19 protein-coding genes are annotated in these 22,850 nt (G+C 63.1%); 14 read left to right on the top strand and 5 right to left on the bottom strand.

Going from position 1 to position 22,850, the window contains the following annotated elements; translation table 11 throughout:
* Nucleotides 1–2: 2 nt before the first annotated feature.
* The 11 genes from LAN70_15005 (at nucleotide 3) to LAN70_14955 (ending at nucleotide 11,161) form a co-directional block, all read left to right on the top strand.
* Nucleotides 3–2,270, top strand: coding sequence for an LUD domain-containing protein (locus LAN70_15005; protein ID MBZ5512461.1), 2,268 nt, complete (start codon nucleotides 3–5; stop codon nucleotides 2,268–2,270).
* 154 nt (nucleotides 2,271–2,424) lie between these two features.
* On the top strand, nucleotides 2,425–3,663 hold the full coding sequence (locus tag LAN70_15000) for an amino acid ABC transporter substrate-binding protein (GenBank protein ID MBZ5512460.1): 1,239 nt from the start codon (nucleotides 2,425–2,427) through the stop codon (nucleotides 3,661–3,663).
* 2 nt (nucleotides 3,664–3,665) lie between these two features.
* On the top strand, nucleotides 3,666–4,559 hold the full coding sequence (locus tag LAN70_14995) for a branched-chain amino acid ABC transporter permease (protein MBZ5512459.1): 894 nt from the start codon (nucleotides 3,666–3,668) through the stop codon (nucleotides 4,557–4,559).
* Nucleotides 4,556–5,584, top strand: a complete 1,029-nt coding sequence (locus tag LAN70_14990; GenBank protein MBZ5512458.1) for a branched-chain amino acid ABC transporter permease — start codon at nucleotides 4,556–4,558, stop codon at nucleotides 5,582–5,584. The genes LAN70_14995 and LAN70_14990 overlap by 4 nt, the downstream gene beginning before the upstream one ends.
* On the top strand, nucleotides 5,517–6,257 hold the full coding sequence (locus LAN70_14985; GenBank protein MBZ5512457.1) for an ABC transporter ATP-binding protein: 741 nt from the start codon (nucleotides 5,517–5,519) through the stop codon (nucleotides 6,255–6,257). The genes LAN70_14990 and LAN70_14985 overlap by 68 nt, the downstream gene beginning before the upstream one ends.
* Entirely contained in the window at nucleotides 6,250–6,984 is a 735-nt protein-coding gene (locus LAN70_14980; protein MBZ5512456.1) for an ABC transporter ATP-binding protein, read from the top strand. Before LAN70_14985 ends, LAN70_14980 begins: the two co-directional genes overlap by 8 nt.
* 137 nt (nucleotides 6,985–7,121) lie before the next feature.
* Complete coding sequence (locus tag LAN70_14975) at nucleotides 7,122–7,619, top strand: AI-2E family transporter (GenBank protein ID MBZ5512455.1); 498 nt, start codon at nucleotides 7,122–7,124, stop codon at nucleotides 7,617–7,619.
* 135 nt (nucleotides 7,620–7,754) lie between these two features.
* Nucleotides 7,755–8,501, top strand: coding sequence for a YebC/PmpR family DNA-binding transcriptional regulator (locus LAN70_14970; GenBank protein MBZ5512454.1), 747 nt, complete (start codon nucleotides 7,755–7,757; stop codon nucleotides 8,499–8,501).
* A gap of 170 nt (nucleotides 8,502–8,671) precedes the next feature.
* Nucleotides 8,672–9,265, top strand: a complete 594-nt coding sequence (locus LAN70_14965; protein MBZ5512453.1) for an acyloxyacyl hydrolase — start codon at nucleotides 8,672–8,674, stop codon at nucleotides 9,263–9,265.
* Nucleotides 9,266–9,531: 266 nt separating this feature from the next.
* The gene (locus tag LAN70_14960; protein MBZ5512452.1) at nucleotides 9,532–10,263 is read left to right on the top strand and encodes a TlyA family RNA methyltransferase; all 732 of its coding nucleotides are present in this window, start codon (nucleotides 9,532–9,534) and stop codon (nucleotides 10,261–10,263) included.
* 40 nt (nucleotides 10,264–10,303) lie between these two features.
* Nucleotides 10,304–11,161 (top strand): NAD(+)/NADH kinase, encoded by an 858-nt coding sequence (locus tag LAN70_14955; GenBank protein MBZ5512451.1) that lies wholly within the window; start codon nucleotides 10,304–10,306, stop codon nucleotides 11,159–11,161.
* Nucleotides 11,162–11,246: 85 nt separating this feature from the next.
* On the opposite strand, the gene lysA is transcribed toward LAN70_14955, so the two are convergent.
* From lysA to deoC, 3 genes are all read right to left on the bottom strand, one after another.
* On the bottom strand, nucleotides 11,247–12,536 hold the full coding sequence (gene lysA, locus LAN70_14950; protein ID MBZ5512450.1) for a diaminopimelate decarboxylase: 1,290 nt from the start codon (nucleotides 12,534–12,536) through the stop codon (nucleotides 11,247–11,249).
* A complete protein-coding gene (locus LAN70_14945) occupies nucleotides 12,533–14,332 on the bottom strand; it encodes a GAF domain-containing protein (GenBank protein MBZ5512449.1) in 1,800 nt (599 codons plus the stop codon). The genes lysA and LAN70_14945 overlap by 4 nt, the downstream gene beginning before the upstream one ends.
* Nucleotides 14,333–14,510: 178 nt before the next feature.
* Nucleotides 14,511–15,182 carry a deoxyribose-phosphate aldolase gene (gene deoC / locus LAN70_14940; protein ID MBZ5512448.1) on the bottom strand — a complete coding sequence of 224 codons (672 nt, stop codon included), beginning with the start codon at nucleotides 15,180–15,182 and terminating at the stop codon, nucleotides 14,511–14,513.
* 188 nt (nucleotides 15,183–15,370) lie between these two features.
* Here deoC and LAN70_14935 point away from each other — a divergent pair, with 188 nt between their 5' ends.
* Both LAN70_14935 and LAN70_14930 read left to right on the top strand, forming a co-directional pair.
* Nucleotides 15,371–16,282: a M28 family peptidase gene (locus tag LAN70_14935; GenBank protein ID MBZ5512447.1), complete on the top strand. Its 912-nt coding sequence runs from the start codon at nucleotides 15,371–15,373 to the stop codon at nucleotides 16,280–16,282.
* A gap of 248 nt (nucleotides 16,283–16,530) precedes the next feature.
* Entirely contained in the window at nucleotides 16,531–17,502 is a 972-nt protein-coding gene (locus LAN70_14930) for a TerC family protein (protein MBZ5512446.1), read from the top strand.
* A gap of 36 nt (nucleotides 17,503–17,538) precedes the next feature.
* On the opposite strand, the gene LAN70_14925 is transcribed toward LAN70_14930, so the two are convergent.
* Nucleotides 17,539–19,590, bottom strand: a complete 2,052-nt coding sequence (locus LAN70_14925; protein ID MBZ5512445.1) for a M13 family metallopeptidase — start codon at nucleotides 19,588–19,590, stop codon at nucleotides 17,539–17,541.
* Between the two features lie 428 nt (nucleotides 19,591–20,018).
* Nucleotides 20,019–21,587 carry an L-aspartate oxidase gene (nadB, locus tag LAN70_14920; protein ID MBZ5512444.1) on the bottom strand — a complete coding sequence of 523 codons (1,569 nt, stop codon included), beginning with the start codon at nucleotides 21,585–21,587 and terminating at the stop codon, nucleotides 20,019–20,021.
* Nucleotides 21,588–21,724: 137 nt separating this feature from the next.
* Here nadB and aroB point away from each other — a divergent pair, with 137 nt between their 5' ends.
* Entirely contained in the window at nucleotides 21,725–22,822 is a 1,098-nt protein-coding gene (aroB, locus tag LAN70_14915) for a 3-dehydroquinate synthase (protein ID MBZ5512443.1), read from the top strand.
* Nucleotides 22,823–22,850: the final 28 nt, after the last annotated feature.

Below are 22,850 nucleotides of genomic sequence, written 5' to 3'. Positions count from 1 at the left end.
CCATGGCCACACCTGCGCCAGCACCGGAGTCGCCGCGCGCCGTCGCCAACAAGAGCTCCAAGCGCACGCTGCTGGCCGCCATCCGCATGGCGCTGCGCGTCGAGAGTCCAGCGGTGCGCCGCAATACGCAGACTTTCAATCGCAACCGTTACGCGGCCACCAGCGCTCTGCCTGACTACGACCAGCTCAAGGACCGCACCCGCGCCATCAAGGAACGCGCCATCGCCGCCCTGCCGGAGTTGCTCGCCACCCTGGAAGCCAGCGTCAAGCGCAACGGCGGACACTTTTATCTGGCCAGGGATGCGCACGATGCCAATCACTACATCGCCGGCGTCTGCACCCGCGCCGGAGCCCGCCTGGTGGTGAAAGGGAAGAGCATGACCTCGGAAGAGGTCGGGCTGAACCACGTGCTGCAGGCGCAGGGAATTGAAGTCGCCGAGACCGATCTCGCCGAATTCATCCTGCAGGTTGCCGACGAGCAGCCCTCGCACATCATCGCGCCGGCCATTCACTACAGCCGCGAACGAATTACGGCACTGTTCAAGAGCCGCTTTAAGACCGACCTGCCACTCGATACAGGCGAAGAACTTACGCGCTTCGCTCGCGAGCACTTGCGGCAGAAGTTCCTGGCCGCCGACGCCGGCATTTCCGGCGCCAATCTGATTGCCGCGGACTCCGGATCCATCGCCCTGGTGGAGAGCGAGGGAAATATCCGCATGACGACGCTGCTCCCGCCGCTGCACATCGCCATCGCCGGCGTGGAGAAGGTGCTGCCGTCACGGGCCGACTTTGCGCCCTTCCTCGAGCTGCTCGCCGCCAGCGCCACCGGCCAGAGGCTGTCGTCCTACACCAGTATCATCACTCCCCCGTTGCACGCCGTGCCCGTGCTCACCAACAGCGACACCGCGCCGCGCCGCGAATTCCATCTCGTGCTGGTGGATAACGGCCGCATGAGCATGCGCCAGGACCCCGTGCTTCACGAGGCGCTTTACTGCATCCGCTGCAGCGCCTGCCTGAACTCGTGCGCCAATTTCCAGACTGTCGGCGGCCATGCTTTCGGCGGCGAGACCTACTCGGGAGGCATCGGCGGCTCCTGGGAGGCCGGCACTCGCGCGCTTGAGGCTGCGCGCTTCAGCGAGCTGTGCACCGGCTGCTCGCGCTGCGTTTCGCAATGTCCCGTTCGCATTGATATTCCGTTTCTCAACTCGACGTTGCGGCAACGGCTCAATCAACGCGACGCGGGCAATATTTCCCAACTGCTCTCGAGGTCGCTAGCGCACGACGGCGAAGTCGCACCCCTGCAAAAACTCTTTTTCGGACGCTACGACGCTTCTGGCCGATGGGGCTCGCTGCTGGCGCCGTTGTCAAACTGGATGAGCGCCATCCCCGGTGCCCGCGCGTTCATGGAAAAATTGGTTGGCCTGGATCGCCGCCGTGAGTTGCCGCCATTTGCAAGTCCAACGTTGGTGGAAGCGGCGAAAAATCGCGTGGCTGGGGTGTCGGACCCGAAAGCGAAAGCTGTCCTATTCGCCGACATCTTCACCAATTACGGCTCACCCTCGCGCGGCCTGGCAACACTCAAGGTGTTCCAATCGCTCGGCATTGACGTGGTGGTCAGCGACACCTGTGCCGACGGCCGTGCCGCCCTCTCCCAGGGACTGATCTCCACCGCCGCCAGCCAGGCGCGCCGTACCGCCGAATTGCTGCGCAAGTACATTGAAGACGGCCGCGACGTGGTCGTCATCGAGCCCAGCGTGCTGGCCATGTTCCGCCTCGATTACCGCCGCCTGCTGACCGATGCCGAAGGCCAGCTCCTGTTCGAGAGTCTTCGCGATCACAGCTTCGACGCCGTCGAGTACCTTTGGGCGTTCATGCAGGGAACCGGCCTGGACGCGGCGAAACTGTTCCCGGCCTCGCGCCACCCGCTCGGCACGCGCCTCTTCTATCACAGCCATTGCCAGCAGAAGACCGTGGGCAGCGCGGCTGCCACCGAGGCCCTGCTTCGAGCCGCCGGTTTTGACGTTGCCACCTCCAACGTCGAATGCTGCGGTATGGCCGGCAGCTTCGGGTACAAGAAAGAGTATTACGATCTCAGCCTGGCCGTGGGCCAGGACCTGTTCCAGCAGGTATCCGAAGCCGAGTCTGGCGGGGCGCGCGTGCTGGTGGCCACCGGAACCTCGTGCCACGAGCAACTCGCGTCCGGACTCAAACGCCAGGTGTTTTATCCGACCGAACTCCTCGCGGCCCTGCTCCCGCAGCTTGAGGGCTGATTTCGGTGCCGAAATGGGCGACCCGGAACGGAACACCACATGAGATAACTCCCATGCTTGCGGCTTTCCACTCGACAGACTATGATGCGCGACTGCACCTGTTCCGCGGCCCACTTTGGTTGTGTTTACTTCCAAATCTACAGGAGAGGGAATCGTGAGCACTCGCCACATTCGATCACTCTGCGTTGCTGTTGCCAGTTGCATTCTCTTCACCACTAGCTTCGTTTCCACGGCGTGGAGCCAGGACGAAATCAAGGTTGGCGTCATCTTCTCCATCACCGGCCGTGAAGCCAAGCCCGGCCAATATCAGAAGGAAGGCGTCGAGCTCGCCATCAAACAGATCAACGAGCAGGGCGGAGTGTTCGTGAAGAGCCTGAAGAAGAAGCTGCCCATTAAGGAAATCTTCTACGACGACGGCTCTGATCAGGCCAAGTCCGCCTCGCTTGCCGAGCGCGCCATGAGCTCTGACCAGGTCATCGCCGTTGTTGGCCCCTATTCCAGCGCTATCGGCGAGGCCCAATCGGTGATGCCCGACCGCTACAAGACGCCCTGGATCACGCCGGGCGCCGCCGCCTCCACCATCTTCGCCAAGGGTTACAAGTACACCTTTGGTAATCTCAGCCCGGTCAACCTCCTCGGCGAAACCACCGGCGAGTACCTCAAGTCGATGGTGGATTCCGGCAAGTTGAAAAAGGGACTGAAGATCGCCATCGCGGTGGAAAATACCGACCATGGCGTGGACTACGTCAATGGCATTGTTGACTGGGTCAAGAAAAATCCGGGCTACTTCTCGATTGTTTTTAATGAGAAGTTCGATCTCGGCTCGCCCGACTTCTCCGCCCTCCTGCAAAAGGTGAAGAACACCCACGCCGACATCTTCCTCTCCGACGCCCACCTGCAGGACTACATCACCATGCAGCGCCAGTACCTGCAAAACGGCATGTACCACCAGATGGTCAGCTACGGCGCCCGCGCTGCCGAGACTGACGCTCGCAAGGCGCTGGGTGACGGCATCAACTACATCTTTGCCGGAATCTGGTGGTCGAAAGACCTGCCCTACCCGCAGGTGAAAAAGTTCAACCAGGATTACAAGCAGTTCACCGGGCACGACCCGGATTCCTATTATCCGGCCACCGCCTACGATGCGGTGCGCATCCTGGTTCAGGCCATCGAGAAGGCCGGTTCGCTCAATAAGGATGCCATCCGCGACCAGCTTCACAAGATTGAGTTCAAGGGCGCCCTGACTCCCGGGCAGGTGGTGAAGTTCGCCGCCAATGGCCAGGCCCATCTACCCTATGTCATCGTTCAGGCCAAGCCCGGTGGTAAGGCGGACATCGTGTTTCCAAAGGACGCGGCCACGGGCGAATCCGTAGCCCCAATGCCGAAGAGATAACCATGGACCTGGCTGACTTTGCCAACCTGCTGGTGGCCGCGGTGCTGCTGGCGGGCATCTACGCCGTGATGTCGGTCGGTATGACGGTGATCTATGGCGTGATGAAGATCGTGAACCTCGCACATGCGGGGTTCATGATGCTGGGCGCCTATTTCGCGATGGAGCTGTTTGACCGTTTCCACCTCGATCCCATCCTGGCCGCGCTGGCCGTGTTTCCCCTCATGGTGATCGTGGGCATCTTCGTTCACTGGTTGCTGGTGCGCTGGCTGCCGCGTTCCGACCAGCCGACCCTGCCCTCGCTGCTGCTGATGTTTGGCCTCTGGCTCGTGCTCCAGAACCTGGGCTACCTGATTTGGGGCAATACCGACCGGTCCATCTTCACTCCCCGCACGCTCGATGTGATCCACCTCGGCCCGATCATCATTCCTACGATTCGCCTCTACGTTTTCGGCGCCGCCGCCGGGTGTGTGCTGCTGCTGGAATTGCTGCTCAACTGGACATGGTTCGGCCGCGCACTCCGGGCGCTGGTTCAAAACCGCTATGCCGGGCAAATTGTCGGGGTCAACGACCAGAGGGTCGCGGGCCTGACGTTCGGGATTGGCATTGGCTTTGCCGGACTTGCCGGCGCGCTGCTCGCCAGTTTGTACTCTTTCAATCCTGACTTCGGCCGGCCCTTCCTGATCCGCGCCTTCGTCATCATCGTGCTCGGCGGGCTGGAATCGGTTGGGGGCGTCGCCGTGGGCGCACTCGTGCTGTCTCTGGTCGAAAGTCTCAGCATCATCTGGCTACCTGCCGGCTACCAGCTTGCCATTTCCTTCGGCCTGCTGGTAGTCGTGCTGCTTGTCCTTCCCGGAGGCATCGCCAGTCTGCTCGGGAGAATCCGGCGGCTCGCATGAAACCAACACGGCGCTTGTGGCAACTGTTGCCGGCGTTGTTGCTCCTCGCCGTCCTGGCGCTTCTTCCTGCCTTCGGACTCCAGGCCAACGCTGTTCGTCTCCTGTTCATTACGTTCGTCTGGATCACGGCCAGTGTCGGGTGGAATATTCTCGGCGGTTATGCCGGGCAGGTCTCGTTTGGCTTCGCGGTGTTTTACGGCATCGGCGCCTACACCGCGGCCATCCTGATCGATGCCGTCCATCTGCACCCGTACGTTGCTTTTCTATGTGCGGGTGTGACGGCTGCGATCGCCTCGGTGCTGATCGGCTTGCCGACATTCCGTCTTCGCGGCCCCTATTTCGCCATCGCTACCATCGGGGTCAGCGAAACCGTGCGCGTGGTGGCCACCAACGTCGGATTTACCGGCGGCGCCAGCGGCTACCGGATTTCCGAACTCCGTCCCTTCAACCAGGCCGAGCATTATTACTCGGCCCTGGTCCTGGCCGCTGCCGCGGTCGCCATCTCGTACTGGATCGCCAATTCCAAGTTCGGGCTTGGCCTGGGCGCCATCAACCAGGATGAGGACGCCGCCGCCGATTCCGGCGTCAATCCTTTCACTTACAAGCTCAAGGCCCACGCCGTTGCCGCCGCCCTCACCGGCATGGCCGGCGGCTTGTTCGCCCGTTATGCCGCGTTCATTCATCCCAACGGCGTCTTTGCTTTTCAAACCAGCGTTCAGATCCTGCTCATGCCCGTCATCGGCGGGCTGGGCACGGTTTGGGGCGGCGTGATCGGCGGCGGTGTTGTCGGCATCATTGAGGAAGAGATCGTCGCCCGCTTTCCCCAGGCTCACCTGCTCCTCTATGGAGGGCTGCTGATCGTGATCGTGCTGGTTGAGCCGGGGGGAATTCTGGGCGCGCTTCGCAATCTCATTCGCAGGATCAGGAGGATCCGTGACCGCCGAGCAGACAAACGGGCTGCCAATACTTCAGGTAAATCATCTGACGAAGTTCTTTGGGGGGTTGGCAGCGGTCCGGGACGTTAGTTTTGAAGTCCGCCGCGGACAGATCTTCGGCTTCATCGGCCCCAACGGCGCCGGCAAGACCACGCTCTTCAACATGATCGCCGGCACCTACAAGCCGACCTCCGGCCAGGTGCTGTGCCGCGGCAGGGACGTGACTGGGCTGCGCTCCTTCCATCTCGTGCAGGAAGGCATTGCCCGCACCCACCAGATCGTGCGCCCGTTCCGCACCATGACCGTGCTGCAAAACGTGCAGGTCGGCGCTTCTTTCGGCCGTCAATCCGCCGACCATAAACTCCCGCCCGAAGTCGCCATGGAAGTCCTGCGCAACGTCGGCCTGCAAGATCAAGCTGAAACTCCGGCTTACGTGCTCTCGGTCGGCAACCAGAAAAAGCTCGAAGTGGCGCGCGCCCTTGCCACCAGCCCGGAAATCCTGCTCTGCGACGAAATCTGCGGCGGCCTCACCCACGCCGAGACCGCCGCCATGCTCGACCTGCTGCGCCAGATTCGCGACGTCGGAACCACCATCATGTATGTCGAGCACGACGTCAAAGCGATTACCGCCGTGTGCGACCGCATTCTCGTCCTCAATTACGGCGAGAAACTTGCCGAAGGCACGTCCGAGCAGATCCAACTGGATCCCGCCGTGATCGAGGCGTATCTCGGCGTTGCCCCGAAAGGCTGGGACAATGCCTGACGCCTCGGCCAACAATGTCCTGCTCTCCATTGAGCGCCTCGCGGCCGGCTACGGCGCGGTGCAGGTCTTGTGGGACGTTTCCTTGTCGGTGCCGCGCGGCGAGATCGTCACCATGATCGGCTCCAATGGCGCCGGCAAAACCACCACCTTGAACGCGGTGATCGGCGTCCTGAAGATCAAGAGCGGCCGCATTGTTTTCAAAGGTGAGGACATCACCGCCCTGCCGCCGCACGAGCGCGTCAAGCGCCACATCAGCCTCGTCCCCGAAGGCCGCCAGCTTTGGCCGCGCATGACGGTGGAAGACAACCTCCTCATGGGCGCCTTTCCGCCCAACCTGCGCCGCGGCGCCCACAAGGGCCTCACCCGCGTTTACGATCTCTTCCCTCGCCTCAAGGAGCGCCGCGGGCAACTTGCCGGCACGTTGTCCGGCGGCGAGCAGCAGATGTGCGCCGTCGGACGCGGCCTCATGGGTGAACCCGAACTGCTGATGCTCGACGAACCCTCGCTCGGCCTCGCCCCCAAGCTGGTGGACGAAATCTTCGGCCACGTTGAGCAAATCCGCAAGGAGGGTGTCACCATTCTCCTGGTCGCCCAGAACGTCAGCTACGCGCTGCAAATGTCGGAAACGGCCTACCTCATGGAGACGGGGCGTATCACGCTGTCCGGCAGCAGCAAGTCGCTGATCAACAACAAATACATTCGCGATGCCTACGTGGGGAAGAGCTAGCGCGCCGCCCCGATCCGGTGATCGAAACGCAAATGGGTGCAAGTGGGTGCCCCACATCTGCCCGCACTTGGCAGATGTGGGTCTGTCCGCCCCTTGTTCGAGACGGTCATGGCAGCCCGCGCATCCAAACCAAGCAAATGGACTTCCGCGAACATGCCGGCGTGACCGGCGGGGCACTGCAGCGATGGTTCATCGCCCAACTGCAGGACTCGGCCGCGGTGGCATGTCTATGGCTGATCGGCCTGCTGATCATCCGCGTTCCGTGGGCGCCGCTGTGGGCGGTGCTGGCCGCCATCCTGCAGTTCATTCCTCATCTTGGGCCGGTCATGGCGCTGGCTGGACCGGCGGTCGCGGCCGTGGTCAGCGGCGGCATCATGCGCCTGCTCTATGTGTTCATCCTTTACGCCGTCGTCGCCGTGACCGATGGACTTGTGCTGCAGCCCTACCTGATGCGCCGCACCGCCAAGGTGCCGATCTGGGCTTCCATCCTGGCGCCCATCGTCCTGGGAATGATCTTCAGCTTCTGGGGTGTGTTGCTGGCCGCGCCGTTGCTGGCAGTCCTGTATGCGTACCGGTCTCGGCACAAGCAAGGAGCCGGCCAACCCGAAATTGAGATTTTGCCGCCGCTGCGGTGATACTGCCCACCCGCTGGCAACTGCCTGATTCCGCCGTTTCCCGCGTGCTATAATCCCCGATTGCTGCAGTGTTTTTGGGCGTCCTAGTGCGCCGGGGCATAATCGTGCCCACTTCTTTTTTCATCGAGGTCTCTCATGTCTGGCCATTCAAAATGGGCCACCATCAAGCACAAGAAGGGCGCGCTGGATGCCAAGCGCGGCAAGATTTTCACCCGTCTGATCCGCGAAATTGCCATGGCGGCGAAGTCGGGCGGCGATCCCGACAAGAATCCGCGCCTGCGCAAGGCCATCCTCGACGCCAAAGCCGAAAACATGCCGGCCGACAACATCAAGCGCGCCATTCAGCGCGGCACCGGCGAATTACCCGGCGTTACCTACGAAGAATTCAACCTGGAAGGCTACGGCCCTGGCGGGGTTGCCGTGTTGTTGGATCTCTCCACCGATAACCGCAACCGCACCGTCAGCGAGATCCGCCACGCCTTCGCCAAGTTCGGCGGCAACCTCGGCGAAGCCGGGTCGGTGGCATGGATGTTCCACAAGAAGGGCGATATCGTGGTGCCCAAGCCGGCGGCCAAGGAAGACGACCTGATGAACATCGTGCTGGAAGCCGGCGGCGAGGACCTGAAGGACGACGGCGAGACCTGGGAGATCATCACCGATCCGCACGCCTTCGACACGGTGCTGGAGGCGGTGAAGAAGGCGAAGATCACCCCGACCGCATCGGAAATTGCCATGATCCCGCAGAACTACATCAAACTGGAAGGCTCGCAGGCCACCACCATGATCCGCCTGGTGGAGGCTCTGGAAGAGCTCGACGACGTGCAGCACGTCTGGTCGAATTTCGATGTGGACCTGAAGCAGTTGGAGGAAGTGGCGAGCTAGTTTCGAGTTTCAGCAGAGTTGAGAGTTTATAGCCCGGCCGCCCTCGGCCGGGTTTTCGTTTGTAAGTTCCCACTGTCCCGGGGACGCACCGTCGTCAATCGGCAATCGACAATCGAAAATCGACAATTCCTTTCATTCCCTGTTACATTCCTCAGACTCGGGAAGGGAACATGAAAAAACTGATTGCGGTGGTGGTGCTGCTGAGCGCGGCGGCCGTGGCGCAGGACAATCCGTTGCGCCGGCCGGTGTGGGAGCTTGGGCCATGGTTCGGAGGAGGCACCGGGCTTGGCCAAGCCTCGGAATTCAAGTTCATCAACGGCGGCCTGCGCATCGGACGCGTGCTCACCGGCGAATTGGGCAGCGGCCGCATGCGCGGTACCTTTGAATGGGCCGCCGACATCATGCCGGTGTATGAGGTCCGGCAATCGGCGCTCTACACCTCCGGGCCGCAGCAGTGGATCTACAGCTTCGCCGCCAATCCGGTGGTACTGAAATACAACTGGACCGGCGGCAACCGGGTCGTGCCTTACCTCGCGGCGGAAGGCGGTTTGCTTTTCAGCTCCAAGGAAATACCGCCGGGCGACACCTCGCGGGTGAACTTCATGCCCGGCGGCGCCTTCGGCTTTTACTTCCTGCGCAGCAACCGGCAGGCGGTGGATTTGTCGGTGCACATCACGCACATCTCCAATGCCAGCCTCGCCGACCACAACCCGGGCATCAACGCGACCATACAGTTCCGCGTGGGATACACATGGTTCAAGTAGTGGCCTGCGATTCCCGCCGCGCCGCCGCTTCAGCGCGTCTGCTGCCAAACGCTTTCTGAAATTTTCAACACGAGTGTGAAAAAGCGTGTGCAAATCACCCGCTTTAGACTCGCAAGTCAAGGATTGACGCTTCGTTTAGCAAACTGCACACCTGCGTGGGCGAAGAAAAAATTTGTTTGCCATCGCTGACCAGCTTATTGTTAATCGCTAATTGCTAATCGCTAATTGCTAATTGCTGATCGCCGCTTTCCTGCTACGCTGGCGCGGTGAAGACCCGCATTGACAAGCTCCTGGTGGAGCGCGGCCTCGTGCCCTCGCGCGAACGCGCGCAGGCATTGATCCTGGCGGGCAAAGTGCTGGTCAACGAGCAGAAGGTGGAGAAAGCGGGAGCAGGGGTTGAACAAGATGCTGTCATCCGCCTGCTGGGCGAGGACATGCGCTACGTCAGCCGGGGCGGACTCAAGCTGGAGCGTGCCCTCGATCACTGGCACATTGATGTTCGCGGCCGCATCTGCATGGACATCGGCGCCTCCACCGGCGGTTTCACCGATTGCCTGCTGCAGCACGACGCCGCGCGCGTCATCGCCGTGGATACCGGCTACGGCCAGATTGATCTCCGGCTCCGCAACCATCCTCGCGTCCGTCTGCTGGAAAAGACCAACGCCCGTTACTTGCGGCGCGAGGACGTGGCCGAAGCGGTGGAGTTCGTCGCCATGGATGTTTCGTTTATCTCCGCCACCCTGGTGCTGCCGGCGGTGATCGCAGCCGCCGGCGACAAGCTCGGCGGCATCGTGGTCCTGGTGAAACCGCAGTTCGAAGTCGGCAGGGAACGGGTCGGAAAGGGCGGCATCGTGCGCGACCCCGTGGCGCAGCAGGCCGCGGCCGATACGGTGCGCAAGGCCCTGGCGGACCTGGGCTGGCGCATCACCGGCGTGATCGAGTCGCCCATTCTGGGCGCTCACGGCAACCGCGAATTTCTCCTCTACGCCGAACGCTAGCCCGTTTCCGCCGCCAGCCTGTACAATCCCCGATTGCCCCATGAAGATCGCCGCCATCGTTTCCAAGCCGGAGAAACCGGAACTCGAAGAACTGGTTCCGAGAGTGCTGCGCTGGTTCCAGGAGCACGGCTACGAGCGCGTTTGGCTCGACCGCGAAACCGCGGCCTACTTGCCGGCAGCCGAGGCGGTGGAACGCGACGAACTTGCCGGGAAGAAGCCCGAATTCGTCCTTGTGCTCGGCGGCGACGGCACCCTGCTTTCGGCGGCGCGTGCGGTTGCGCTGGCCAACATCCCCATCCTCGGCGTCAATCTCGGCTCGCTCGGTTTTCTCACCGAGGTCCCGCTCGATGAGCTCTGGGAGACTCTCGAAGCCGTTGACCAGCACCGCTGTGCCCACGAAACCCGCAACATGCTGAACTGCCGGTTGATGCGCGACGGAAAAATGGTGGCGAACTACGACTCCCTCAACGACGCGGTGGTCAATAAGAGCGCCATCTCGCGGCTGGTGAGTTTCGATCTCTATCTCGATACCGTCTTCGTGTCCAATTACAAGGCCGACGGCGTCATCATTTCCACCCCCACGGGATCCACCGCGTACGCGCTGGCCGCCGGAGGGCCCATCCTCATGCCCTCCGTGGATGCGATGGTGATTGTGCCCGTCTGCCCGCATTCGCTCACCCACCGGCCGCTGGTGGTGAAGGACACGGTCGAGATCGAGATCGTCGTCAAGAGCGCGGGCGAGGAGGCATACCTCAGCATTGATGGCCAGGTCGGCGTCCCGCTCGCCGATGAGGACCGCGTCGTCTGCCACAAGTCCGCCTACCACACCACTCTGCTGCGCATGCGCAAGACCTTTTTCGACGTGCTGCGGAACAAGTTGAAAATGGGCATACGGTGAGTTAGGGCCGTGCTCGAATGGTCCGGACCAAAGAGTAATGCGTGTGCGGGAAGCGCCGGGCTTCCTAAAACCTAAAATCTAAAGCCTAAAGCCTCTCATTCCTCAACAACTCCACAACCGTTTCCCGCTTCCGGATCACGCGCGCCTTCTTTCCCTCCACCAGCACCTCTGCCGCGCGCGGCCGCGTGTTGTAGTTGGAAGAGATGGACATCCCGTACGCCCCGGTGTCGAGGATCGCCAGCAGCCCGCCTTCCTCTACCGGCGGCAGGGCGCGGTCGCGGGCGAAGAAATCGCCGGTCTCGCAGATCGGCCCGACCACGTCCACAATGTCGCGCTCTTGCACTCGCGTGCGTTCCACCGGAACAATCTCGTGGTGAGCGCCATACAGGGCGGGGCGGATCAAGTCATTCATCGCGGCATCCACCACGACGAACGACTTTCCGTTGTTCGATTTGCGGTAGAGCACGCGCACCAGCAGCGCGCCCGCCGGACCCACGATCGCGCGCCCCGGCTCCAGCAGCAGATGCACTCCTGACCGGCGCAGCGGACGTGTCACGGCCCGGGCAAAGTCCCGCGCATGCTCGGCAAATTCCGGCAATTCCTGCGCGTCGTAGCGGATGCCCAGTCCGCCGCCGGCATCCACGTAGCGGATGCGATGTCCGTCGCTCTTCAGCGCGCGCACCAGTTCGGCCACGCGCTCCATCGCCATCCCGAACGGTTCCACGCTGGTGATCTGCGACCCGATATGCACGCTGACGCCCGCCACCTCCAGCCATTTTTCCTGCGCGGCCCGCTCGTACAGGCGCCGCGCGGCATCAATCGGCACTCCGAATTTGTGTTGATGCAGCCCGGTGGCGATGTAGGGGTGCGTTTCCGCGGGAACGTCGGGATTGACTCGAAAAGCCAGCCGCGCCGTCTTCTTCAGGCGCGCACAACGTTGCGCCAACGCCGCCATCTCGCTTTCGCTTTCCACGTTGAACATCAGGATGCCGGCGCGCAGCGCGGCATCCATCTCCTCCGCCGTCATGCCCACCCCCGAGAACACCACGCGCCTGGCCGCTGTTCTGGCGGCGCGCAGCACGCGCCGCAACTCGCCGCCTGAGACCACGTCGAAGCCGCAGCCCAGGCCGGCCAGCATTTTCAGCAGCGCCAGGTTGGAATTCGCCTTGACGGAATAGCAGACGGTGTGCGGAAACCCGCGGAACGCGCGGTCGAAGGTGCGGTAGCGGTCGCGGATGGTCGTCGCCGAATAAACGTACAGCGGCGTGCCGTGCTTCTGCGCCAGCTCGGGCAGCGGCGCGCGCTCGCAGTGCAGCACGTCCCGGCGATACACGAATGCGGGCGGTCGCCCCTCGGGCACGGCGCTCTTGCTCATTTCTTTTTGCCGGACTGCCGCAGGACCTTGAGCACGACCACGGTCTGGTCGTCGTACGGGCTCTCGCCCGCCGTAAATTCGCCCACGGCCGCGAAGATTGCGGTCACGATGTCGTCGGCACTGCGCTCGCAGTTGGCCTCGATCACCTTCACCAGCCGCGTGCCCCCGAACATGTCGCCCTCCCGGTTCTGCGCGTCGAGCACGCCGTCGCTGAAGAAGACGAACACATCGCCGGGATTCGCCCGGTAAGTCACCTCGTCGTACTGGGGGTCGTCGAACAAGCCGAGCGGCAGGCCCACGCTCTCCACTCGCTCGACGCGGCCGTTATGGCAGTACAAGGGCCGCGGCAGCCCGGAGTTGGCCACGCGCAGCTGTCGGCAATGATCGTCCCACAGCGCATACGCCACCGAGATGTATTGTCCGTCGATACGGCGTGCGGACAGCGACTGGTTCAGCAGCGACAGCATCTCGGCTGCGCCCGGCCGCGAACTGGCGTGCGACCGCAGAAACCCGCTGGCCAGCGCGGCATATAACGCGGCGGGAGCGCCCTTGCCGCTCACGTCGCCAATCGCGATGCCAAGATTCGGATTGCGCTCCTCGCCGCGCTTACGGCCCTGCGCGCGCCGCTCGTATGGCAGGAAGTCGTACAGGTCGCCGCCGATCTCGCGCGCGGGTACGAACTTCGCCGCCAGCTCCGCATTCCCAATCACCGGGCAGCATTGCGGCAGCAACCGGAACTGGAGTTCGTGCGCCAGTGCCAGGTCCTTCTGCAGCCGGCGTTCCTGCCGCGCCACGTGCTCGTAGAGCCGCGCATTCTCGATCGCGATCGCCACCTGCGCCGCCAGCGTCGTCATGGTGCGCACGTGGTCTTCGGTAAAATAGCCGCGCCGCGTGTGCTCGATGTCGAGCACCCCAATCACCTTGTCCTTGTAGATCAGCGGCACGCACAGCTCCGAGCGCGTCTCCGGGTTGGCGTTGATATAGCGCGGGTCCTTGCCGACGTCGCCCACCAGCACCGGCTCTTTGTGCTGCGCGGAGTAACCGACCAGGCCCTTGCCGAGGGGGATGTCGTGCTTGATCTGCACCGACTCGTTGAAGCGCAGCGAGAACCGGTGCTCCAGGATTGCGCGCGCCGGGTCCACCAGCAGCACGCTGAACATCTGGTAGTCAATCAGCCGCGTTACCGCCTCGCCGACGCGCTGCAGCAACTGGTCGAGGTTGAGAATCGACGTCAGGTCCCGGCTGATTTCATTCAGCACCGCCAGCGTCTTCGCCTGCCGCGAGGTGCGCGTGTACAGCCGCGCATTTTCGATTCCGATGGCAATGCGCGACGCGACCAGCGAGAGAAGCCGCTTGTGATCTTCGGTAAAATACCCCGGCTGCGGCGCTTCGATGTCAATGACTCCAATGACGCGGTTCTTGATAATCAGCGGCACCGCCAGCTCGGAGCGCACCTGGGGCAGCGTCTCGATGTAGTGCGGTGCCTTCAGAACGTCGTTGACCAGCACCGGCTCGCGGCGCTGCGCGGCCAGCCCAGTCACGCCTTCGCCCACCTTGATCCGGCAGCGCTCAATCGCCTCCGGCGGATGCCCGATCGAAAACCGGATGCGCATCTCCTGCGTTTTCTCGTTCAGCAGCATGATGGCGAAATGCTCGTACTCAATGACCCGGCGCACCAGTTCCGCAACCCGCCGCAGGATGGTGTTGAGGTCGAGCGTGGTGTTCACCACGTCGGCCACTTCCAGCAGCAGCGAGTCAACCTGCACGGGCACGGTCTGGGTCGCGGTTGTGGTCATGGTTCGAGGCATCGTAGTCATGGTCTGGGCCGTTAGGATTGGATGATATCAGGCGGGTCCCAGCTTCAGCAGCGGCGGTTCAGCGACTAGTGCGGAGTCGGAGTTGAACGGGAAGACCCTCAACCGATTTGATTCTTTCTGACGACCGGCGACCGGCGACTGGCGACTGACGACTGGTTTAGTACGGCGCCCCCAATTTCCGGCAAATCGCCACCGAGGCGCTCGCCCCGATCCTATCCGCGCCGGCCGCCACCATGGCCATCATCTGATCGGCCGTGCGGATCCCGCCCGCCGCCTTCACTCCCGCCAGATTGCCCACCGTCGCGCGCATCAGCGCAACATCCTCCACCGTCGCGCCGCCCGACGAGAACCCGGTGGAGGTCTTCACGAAATCCGCTCCCGCGGCCAGGCTCAGCTCGCTGGCGGCGATTTTCTCTTCTCGCGTCAGCAGCACATTCTCAAAGATGACCTTCAGCAGCCCGCCGGCATCGTGCGTGACCTCGGCAAGGGCGCGGATGTCGTTCTCCACCCGCGCGTGGTCGCCCGACTTCATCGCGCCCACGTTCATCACCATGTCAATTTCATCGGCCCCCAGCCGCAGCGCTTCCACCGTCTCGAAGCGCTTCGCGCTGGTCAGCGTTGCTCCCAGTGGGAACCCCACGACGGTGCACACCTTCACCGGCGTGGGCCGCAGGATGGCGGCGCAAACCGGGATCCAGTACGCGTTCACGCACACCGAGGCGAAGTCGAAGCGCGCCGCCTCGCGGCAAAGCTTTTCGATCTGCTCGCGCGAGGCTTCCGGCTTCAGCAGCGTGTGATCGATCATGCGGGCAGCCGCCTGCCAGCTCATGGCCGGTGCTGCCTGGGATACCAGGGTCGCCATAGGAAAGGTTGATTTTACTGGATTTTGCGCGGCGCCATGGTGAAGGAATTCACCCGGCACTGGAGCCCGTGCGCGACCTGATATGCTGATGCGCGGTACATCGCATGATCAATTGGCACCCGCGCCTGAGCACCATCGCGTTCGCGCTCCTGATTATGCTCGTCTTCTCGGCCTGCAATCGAGACAGCTCCGTCAGCGCCTCCCCCGCCGAACCCGCGCCCAAACCCGCTTCGGTGCCCGCCGGCGCTTCGCTACCGCATGCTGACGGACAGCGCGCGCTGCAATATACGCGCGAGGTCGTCGCCTTCGGCCCGCGCTATGTCGGCAGCCCCGGCCACGCCCAAACCGAGGCGTATTTGCGCAAGGAACTCAGCGGCGACAACCTCCAGGAAGACACCTTCACCGCCTCCACCCCCGCCGGCAGCCTCCGCATGACCAACTTCATCGCCAAGTTCCCGGGCAAAAAGGACGGACTGATCGTCGTCACCGGCCACTACGACACCCTCTACGGACGCAAAGATTTCGTCGGCGCCAACGATGGCGGCTCTTCCACCGGCCTGCTGCTGGAACTCGCCCGCCAACTCCGCGGCAAGCAACTTGACGGCTACAGTGTCTGGCTGGTCTGGTTTGACGGCGAGGAGGCCATCCGGCAGTGGTCGCCCACGGATTCCACCTACGGCAGCAGGCATCTGGCCACGAAGTGGGCGAACGACGGCACGCTCAAGAAGATCCAGGCCTTCCTGCTGCTCGATATGATCGGCGACGCCGACCTCAACGTCGAGCGCGATGCCAATTCAACTCCGTGGCTGCAAGACGTGATCTACAAGGCCGCGACCGAACTCGGCTATGCACCGCACTTTTTTGGCCGCCCAAACCAGATCGAAGACGACCACCTGCCGTTCGCCCGCGCCGGCGTCCCCGTGGCTGACCTCATAGATCTGAACTACGGTCCCAACAATTCTTACTGGCACACGCCCCAGGACACGCTGGACAAACTGAGCCCGCAGAGCCTGGAAATTGTGGGAAGTCTAGTGCTGCAGACGATCAGCCTGCTGAACCCGAACTGAGAGGGTCACCACCGAGACACAGAGGACACCGAGACCCACCGAGAATTTCTGTTCGTGTTCCTTGAAGTAGATTCCTCGGTGTATCTCGGTGAACTCGGCGCCTCGGTGGTGAATCGCGCTACGCGGCGTGTTGCTCCTTGCGTCAACAGGATGGCCCGAACCGGTCTTTCCGCCCGTCAACCTTGAGGGCTGGCTCTTTCGCGCGATTTCATTTTTAATGCCAAATTGTCGCCGGTCACCGGATTACGATGGCAGCACCGCCATCGACCATCGACCGTCGACCGACGACCGTGAACCATCTCACCTTCTGGATCGCGTTTAATACTTTCGTAGTGCTGATGCTGGTGCTGGACCTGGCGGTCTTCCACCGCAAGCCGCACGCCATCCGTTTTCGCGAGGCGCTCGGCTTCAGCATCATGTGGGTGGCGATGGCGGCGGCGTTCGCGGTCCTCGTCTTTTATTGGCGCGGGCGCGCCACGGCGCTGGAATTCGTCACCGGCTACCTGGTCGAGGAATCGCTCAGCGTCGACAATCTCTTTGTCTTTCTTCTGATCTTCCGTTATTTCCGCGTGCCCTCGCATTACCAGCACAAAGTCTTGTTCTGGGGAATCCTGGGCGCGCTCATCATGCGCGGCGCCTTCATCCTCGCCGGGGTCACGCTCATTCGCCGCTTTCACTGGATCATCTACGTCTTCGGCGCCTTCCTCATCTACACCGGCGCGCGCCTGTTTCGCGAGCAGGAGCAAGAAATCCACCCCGAACATAACCCCGTCCTGAGAATGTTCCGGCGCTGGGTGCCGGTCACGCCCGACTACGTCGGCGGGCGCTTCACCGTCCGCCAACCGGGCCTGTTCGCAACGCCCCTGCTGCTGGTGCTCATCGTGGTCGAAACCACCGACGTTCTCTTCGCCGCCGACTCCATTCCCGCCGTGCTGGCCATCACCCGCGACCCGTTCATCGTCTACACCTCAAACGTCTTTGCCATCCTCGGCCTGCGCTCCCTCTATTTCGCGCTCGCCGGCATGATGGAAGCCTTCCACTTTCTCCATTACGGCCTCTCCGCCATCCTCATCTTCATCGGCATGAAAATGCTGCTCTCCAGCTATTACCCCATCCCCACCGAATACGCGCTCATCACGGTCGGCCTGGTCTTGCTGACCTCGGTTGTCGCCTCGCTCCTCATCGCGCCTAAAGAGAACCGCCCAAAGCCTGAAGCCTAAGGCCCGAAGCCTGAAGCCTGAAGCCTGAAGCCCGCTTTACCACACCCTGCATTTCTCAGCCGGCGCCATGGGCGCGCCCGTCTTGCAGTGGAACGCCTCCTGAAACTCCGGCATGTTGCGCACCACGCCGTTGGTGCGATGCTTCGGCGGCGAGTGCGGATCGGTCATCGCCCGCATGCGCATCACCTCCGGACGCTGGTTGCTGCACCAGCTCTGCCCATAGCCGATGAAGAACCGCTGCTCCGGCGTCAGTGCCTCAACCGGCGGCAGCTTCTGCCCGCGTGTTTCCTCGCGCCACGCCATGTACGCCAGGATCAGTCCGCCGATGTCGGCCACGTCCTCGCCCAGCGTCAGCTTGCTGTTGATCTTGATCTCGTCCACGATCGTGTACTGCGCGTACTGGTCGGCCACGCACTGCGCCCGCCGCTCGAATTCCTTCGCATCCTGAGACTGCCACCAGTCGCGCAGGTTTCCTTCGGCATCGAACTGCCGGCCCTGATCGTCGAAGCCGTGCGTCAGCTCGTGCCCGATGGTGCCGCCGGTGTCGCCGTAATTGGGCGCGTCGTCCATCTTGGGATCGAACAGCGGCGGCTGCAAAATCCCGGCAGGGAAGTTGATGCTGTTGTTCTGCGGATCGTAGTACGCGTTCACCGTCGGCGTGGTGATGTACCACTCCGTCCGGTCCACCGGCTTTCCGATCTTGCGCAACTGCCGCATGAACTCAAACGCATTCGCCCGCTCGCCGTTGCCCAGCGCGTCGCCGCGTGCGATCTTCAATGCCGCGTAGTCGCGCCACTTGTCCGGATATCCAACCTTGTTGACCACCGTGTGCAGCTTGGTGAGCGCCTGCTGTTTCGTCGGCTCGCTCATCCAGCTCAACTGCCGGATGTCGCGCGCCATCGCCTGTTCGATCTGCTGCACCATCGTCAGCGTGCGCTGCTTGGCCTGCGCGCTGAACGCGACCTCCACGTACGCCTGCCCCAGCGCCTCACCCAGCGCGCGGTCGGTGAAGCGCACGCACCGCTTCCACCGCGCCTGCAGCTCGCGCGCGCCTGTCAGTGTCCGGCTGTAGAAGTTAAAGTCCTCCTCCACGAACGGAGACGCCAGCCAGCGCGTCTGCGCGTGCACCAGGTGCCACCGCAAGTATCCCTGCAACGCCGCCGGCTCTTCGCTGGCGATCACGGCGTCCATGGCCTTGACGAAATCTGGCGACACCACGTTCAGCGACTTCACGCCCGACAAGCCGTAGGCGCCGAAATAGCGGTCCCACGGGAATGCCGGGCTCAACGCCTGCAGTTCCTGCCGCGACATGCGGTGATAGGTCGCCTTGGGATCGCGCCGCTCGACTCGCGTCATCGAACCTTTCGCCAGCGCGGTTTCAATTCGCATCACCGCCTGCGCGTCCGCCGCCGCCGCAGGCCCTGTCTCCCCCGCAAGCTCGAGCATCTTTTGCACGTGCGCCACGTATTTCGCGCGAAGCTCCTGCGACTTCGCATCATCTTTCAGGTAGTAATCCCGGTCGGGTAGCCCCAGCCCGCCCTGGTCCACCTCCGCAATCACCTCCGCGGAATTCTTCGCGTCCTGCGTCGAGCCGAACCGGAACAGCGGCGCCTGCCCAAAATAAATACCGATGTCCTCCGGATGCGCGCGCGCCAGGTAATCCGCCAGATCTCCCTTGGTGCGCACCGCCGCAATGCGATCGAGATCAACCTGCAGCGCGCCGGCGCCGGTCGCGTTCACCGCTTTCTCATCCATGCACGACGCGTAGAAATCCCCGATCTTCTGCTGGATGGGCCCGCGGTGCGGATCCGGCGCCGCTGCTTTTTCCAGAATCAGCCGCAATACCTGGCGATTCTCCTCTTGCAGCTTTGCCGTCAAGCTCCACGACGACTGGTCCGCCGGAATCGGGTTCTTCTGCTGCCACCCGCCGCACGCGTATGCATAAAAATCCACGCACGGGTCCACGCTTTTGTCCATCGCCGTCACGTCAAGCCCCGGCGTGTACGACGCGGGGATGCTATTCGCTGTTTCTGCTGGTTTTGGCGCTGGATGCTGCGTGGCGGGCGCCGACTGCTGAGCGATCGCCATTGGGGCGCAGGCCGCACAGAAGCAAAGGTGGAGCAGAAGTACGGAAACAGCTCTCGATAAGTGCACGAGAATGTCCTCGCGAATTGAAGTCTGTCGCGTGAGCGACGGGTAAAAGTAGCCCGGCACTTCAGTGCCGGGAAGGCATCAGCAAGTTACGGTCAAGTCCCGTAGGTGTCTGCGTCATCGCCGTGCCGCGCCGCTGGCGCTCACGCTTTTTGGTCCACTTTACCCAGCGCTGCCGCGCTGGGCTAACGAATTTCGGCCGCTGGCGCTCACGCTTTTTGGTCCACTTTACCCAGCGCTGCCGCGCTGGGCTAACGAATTTCGCCGCTCCGCGGCTGGTTTCGGTTCGCTTTTGGACCACTGCAACGCGCGAAATCGAGCTATGACACAGACACCGTAGGGACGGCTGAATTGTGCGGGAAAACTTACTCAAATCTTATGCTGTCGCCCTTGACCACCGAATGCTTCCTGAACTTGACATCGTTGTGCAGCGGAAAATCCGTGCGATACTGCGCTCCCCGGCTTTCCTCCCGTGCCAGCGCCGAGCGCGCAATCAAAAGCGCAACCTCATGGATATTCGCGGCTTCGCACGCCGCCCGATGCATCTCCTGCGGCCATCCGCCCCGCAGCTTTTCCAATTCGTGAATCGCATGCCGGAGCTGCGATCCGCTGCGCACGATCCCCACCTCGCGCCACATCAGGTCCTGGATCTGTTGCACCACATCGGCGGCTGAAGCCGTCCCGCCCGCGCCTCCCGCGTCACCCGCGACGTGTTCCGCAGCGGAGTGGTGCCCGCGCCGCTCTTCCCGCATCGCCTTCGCCGCGCGTGCGCCGTACACCAGCCCTTCGAGCAGGGAATTGCTCGCCAGACGGTTGGCGCCGTGCACCCCGGTGCACGCCGCCTCGCCCGCCGCGAACAGCCCGCGCAGGTTGGTTTTGCCGTCCAGGTCGGTGCGCACGCCGCCCATGGCGTAGTGCGCCGCCGGACGAATCGGCACCAGGTCGGTGGTGATGTCCACGTTGTAATCCAGGCAGGTCTTGTAAATCCGTGGGAAGCGGCTCTCCAGCTTTTTCGCATTCAGGTGCGTCAGGTCGAGATACACCACCGCGTGCGGCGACTTCACCAGTTCCATCTCGTGCGCAATCGCCCGCGCCACCACGTCCCGTGGGGCCAATTCCGCCATGTCGTGGTACTTCGGCATGAAGCGTGCCAGCTCCATGTTGCGCAGGTAAGCTCCCTCTCCGCGCAGCGCCTCCGACAGCAGGAATCGCGGCGCTCCCGGCACGTACAGCGCCGTTGGATGGAACTGCACGAACTCCATGTCGCTGATCTCCGCCCCCGCCCGGTACGCCATGGCCACGCCGTCCCCGGTCGCCACGCCGGGATTGGTCGTCTCGCGATAGACCTGGCCTAACCCTCCAGTGGCCAGCAGCACCGCCGACGCGTGCACCTGCTTGCGCGCACCCTTCTCGTTCATCACGCTTAACCCGGTGACGCGTCCATCCTCGGTGCACAGCTCGGTTGCGAACTCGAACTCCAGCAGCGTGACATTTTTCAGCGCCTTGGTTTTCAGCCACAGCGCGCGCCCGATTTCGCGCCCCGTGGAATCCCCATGTGCGTGCAGGATGCGGTTGCGGCTGTGCGCTCCTTCGCGGGCGAATACCAGCTTGCTCCCATTGCGGTCGAACTCCGTGCCCCAGGCGATCAGCTCCTCGATCCGCTCCGGCCCTTCCTCCACCAGCACCCGCGCCGCCGCCTCGTTGCACAGCCCGTCCCCCGCGTTCAGCGTGTCCTGCAGGTGCAGCCCGATCTCGTCTTCATCGCTCAGCGCCGCCGCGATCCCGCCTTGCGCGTACTGGGTTGCCGATTCGCTCAACTCGCGCTTGGCCAGCACCAGCACACGCCCGCCGGGCGCCAGATCGATGGCCGCGCGCAGCCCGGCAATCCCCGCTCCCACCACGATGAAATCGGTCTCACTGGGTACGGGTTTCATGGCCGCATGATGTTACATCTTCGCCCCTGCGATAGTCAGTATTACCGCCGAGTGACGCCACCGATCACTACCGATTAGGGACTACCGCCTGCCCAACTGCCGCGACCCGCGCCTCACCTCTGCGCTATCATGGCATCGTGCGGCAAGTCGAGGTTCAACTCCCCTCCCATCGCTACACGGCGACCATCGAATCGGGCCTGCTGAAGCGCGCCGGTGAGCTTCTCCGTGCCGCTCTGCCCGACCGCTCGCGCTACTTCATCATCACGGTTCCGCCGGTCAAGAAACACTGGGCCAAAACGCTCACCGCCTCCCTCGCCAAGGCTAAGCTCGCGCACACCGTCATCGAAATGCCCGACGGCGAGCGCGCCAAGACCCTGGAAACCGTTCGCGACCTCGCCACCAAGCTGGTACGCCGCGGCGCCGACCGCAAGTCCGCCGTCATCGCCCTCGGTGGCGGCGTTGTCGGCGACGTTGCCGCCTTTGTCGCATCCATTTACATGCGCGGCATCGACGTGGTGCAAATTCCCACCACCTTTCTGGCGCAGGTGGACGCCTCCATCGGCGGCAAAACCGGGGTGGACCTCCCCGAGGGAAAGAATCTTCTCGGCACCTTCCATCAACCGCGCGCCGTGCTCATTGATCCCGGCGTGCTCTCCACCGTCGCCCCGCGGGAATACCGCTCCGGCCTTTACGAAGCCCTGAAATGCGGCATCATTCGCCGCCCCGACATCTTCGACTTCATGGAGCAGAACCGCGAGCGCATCCTGCAGCGCGATCCCGCCGCGCTCGAGTGGCTGATCGCCGAATGTGTGCAAGTGAAGGCCGACGTGGTTGCCGCCGACGAGCGCGAAGCCGGCCTGCGCCGCATCCTCAATTTCGGCCACACCGTCGGCCACGCTCTGGAAGCCGAAACCGGTTACAAGCGCTTCCTGCATGGTGAAGCGGTCGCCTGGGGCATGGTCGCCGCTTCCATGATCTCCGCCGCCATGCAGAAGGCCGACTCCGAAACCGCGCGCCGCATCATCTCCTCCGTGCTCGCCTATGCCGCTTTGCCCAAGGTCGAGGCGCGCGGCAAGCGCATCGCCCGCCGCCTGGCGCACGATAAGAAGACCATGAACGGCATCGTCCACTTCATCCTCCCCCTCGAGGTCGGCAAGGTCGAAGTCGTTTCCGACGTCCCCGAGCGCGTCGTCATCCAGGCGGTCGAAGAACTCCGCCACCTCTCCCAGGCGTAGGCACCCTTACCTCCTCGCAATTAGGCTT

The sequence above is a fragment of the Terriglobia bacterium genome, assembly GCA_020072845.1.
GTDB lineage: Bacteria > Acidobacteriota > Terriglobia > Terriglobales > Acidobacteriaceae > JAIQGF01.
This window is presented reverse-complemented; position numbering and strand designations above follow the sequence as displayed.

Excerpts from the sequence above, each read along its gene's own strand:
- LAN70_15005 (MBZ5512461.1), top strand. The coding sequence starts at position 3 with ATGGCCACACCTGCGCCAGCACCGGAGTCGCCGCGCGCCGTCGCCAAC.
- LAN70_14995 (MBZ5512459.1), top strand. The coding sequence starts at position 3,666 with ATGGACCTGGCTGACTTTGCCAACCTGCTGGTGGCCGCGGTGCTGCTG.
- LAN70_14990 (MBZ5512458.1), top strand. The coding sequence starts at position 4,556 with ATGAAACCAACACGGCGCTTGTGGCAACTGTTGCCGGCGTTGTTGCTC.
- LAN70_14980 (MBZ5512456.1), top strand. The coding sequence starts at position 6,250 with ATGCCTGACGCCTCGGCCAACAATGTCCTGCTCTCCATTGAGCGCCTC.
- LAN70_14975 (MBZ5512455.1), top strand. The coding sequence starts at position 7,122 with ATGGACTTCCGCGAACATGCCGGCGTGACCGGCGGGGCACTGCAGCGA.
- LAN70_14970 (MBZ5512454.1), top strand. The coding sequence starts at position 7,755 with ATGTCTGGCCATTCAAAATGGGCCACCATCAAGCACAAGAAGGGCGCG.
- LAN70_14965 (MBZ5512453.1), top strand. The coding sequence starts at position 8,672 with ATGAAAAAACTGATTGCGGTGGTGGTGCTGCTGAGCGCGGCGGCCGTG.
- LAN70_14955 (MBZ5512451.1), top strand. The coding sequence starts at position 10,304 with ATGAAGATCGCCGCCATCGTTTCCAAGCCGGAGAAACCGGAACTCGAA.
- lysA (MBZ5512450.1), bottom strand. The coding sequence starts at position 12,536 with ATGAGCAAGAGCGCCGTGCCCGAGGGGCGACCGCCCGCATTCGTGTAT.
- LAN70_14945 (MBZ5512449.1), bottom strand. The coding sequence starts at position 14,332 with ATGACCACAACCGCGACCCAGACCGTGCCCGTGCAGGTTGACTCGCTG.
- deoC (MBZ5512448.1), bottom strand. The coding sequence starts at position 15,182 with ATGAGCTGGCAGGCGGCTGCCCGCATGATCGATCACACGCTGCTGAAG.
- LAN70_14935 (MBZ5512447.1), top strand. The coding sequence starts at position 15,371 with ATGCTCGTCTTCTCGGCCTGCAATCGAGACAGCTCCGTCAGCGCCTCC.
- LAN70_14930 (MBZ5512446.1), top strand. The coding sequence starts at position 16,531 with ATGGCAGCACCGCCATCGACCATCGACCGTCGACCGACGACCGTGAAC.
- LAN70_14925 (MBZ5512445.1), bottom strand. The coding sequence starts at position 19,590 with ATGGCGATCGCTCAGCAGTCGGCGCCCGCCACGCAGCATCCAGCGCCA.
- nadB (MBZ5512444.1), bottom strand. The coding sequence starts at position 21,587 with ATGAAACCCGTACCCAGTGAGACCGATTTCATCGTGGTGGGAGCGGGG.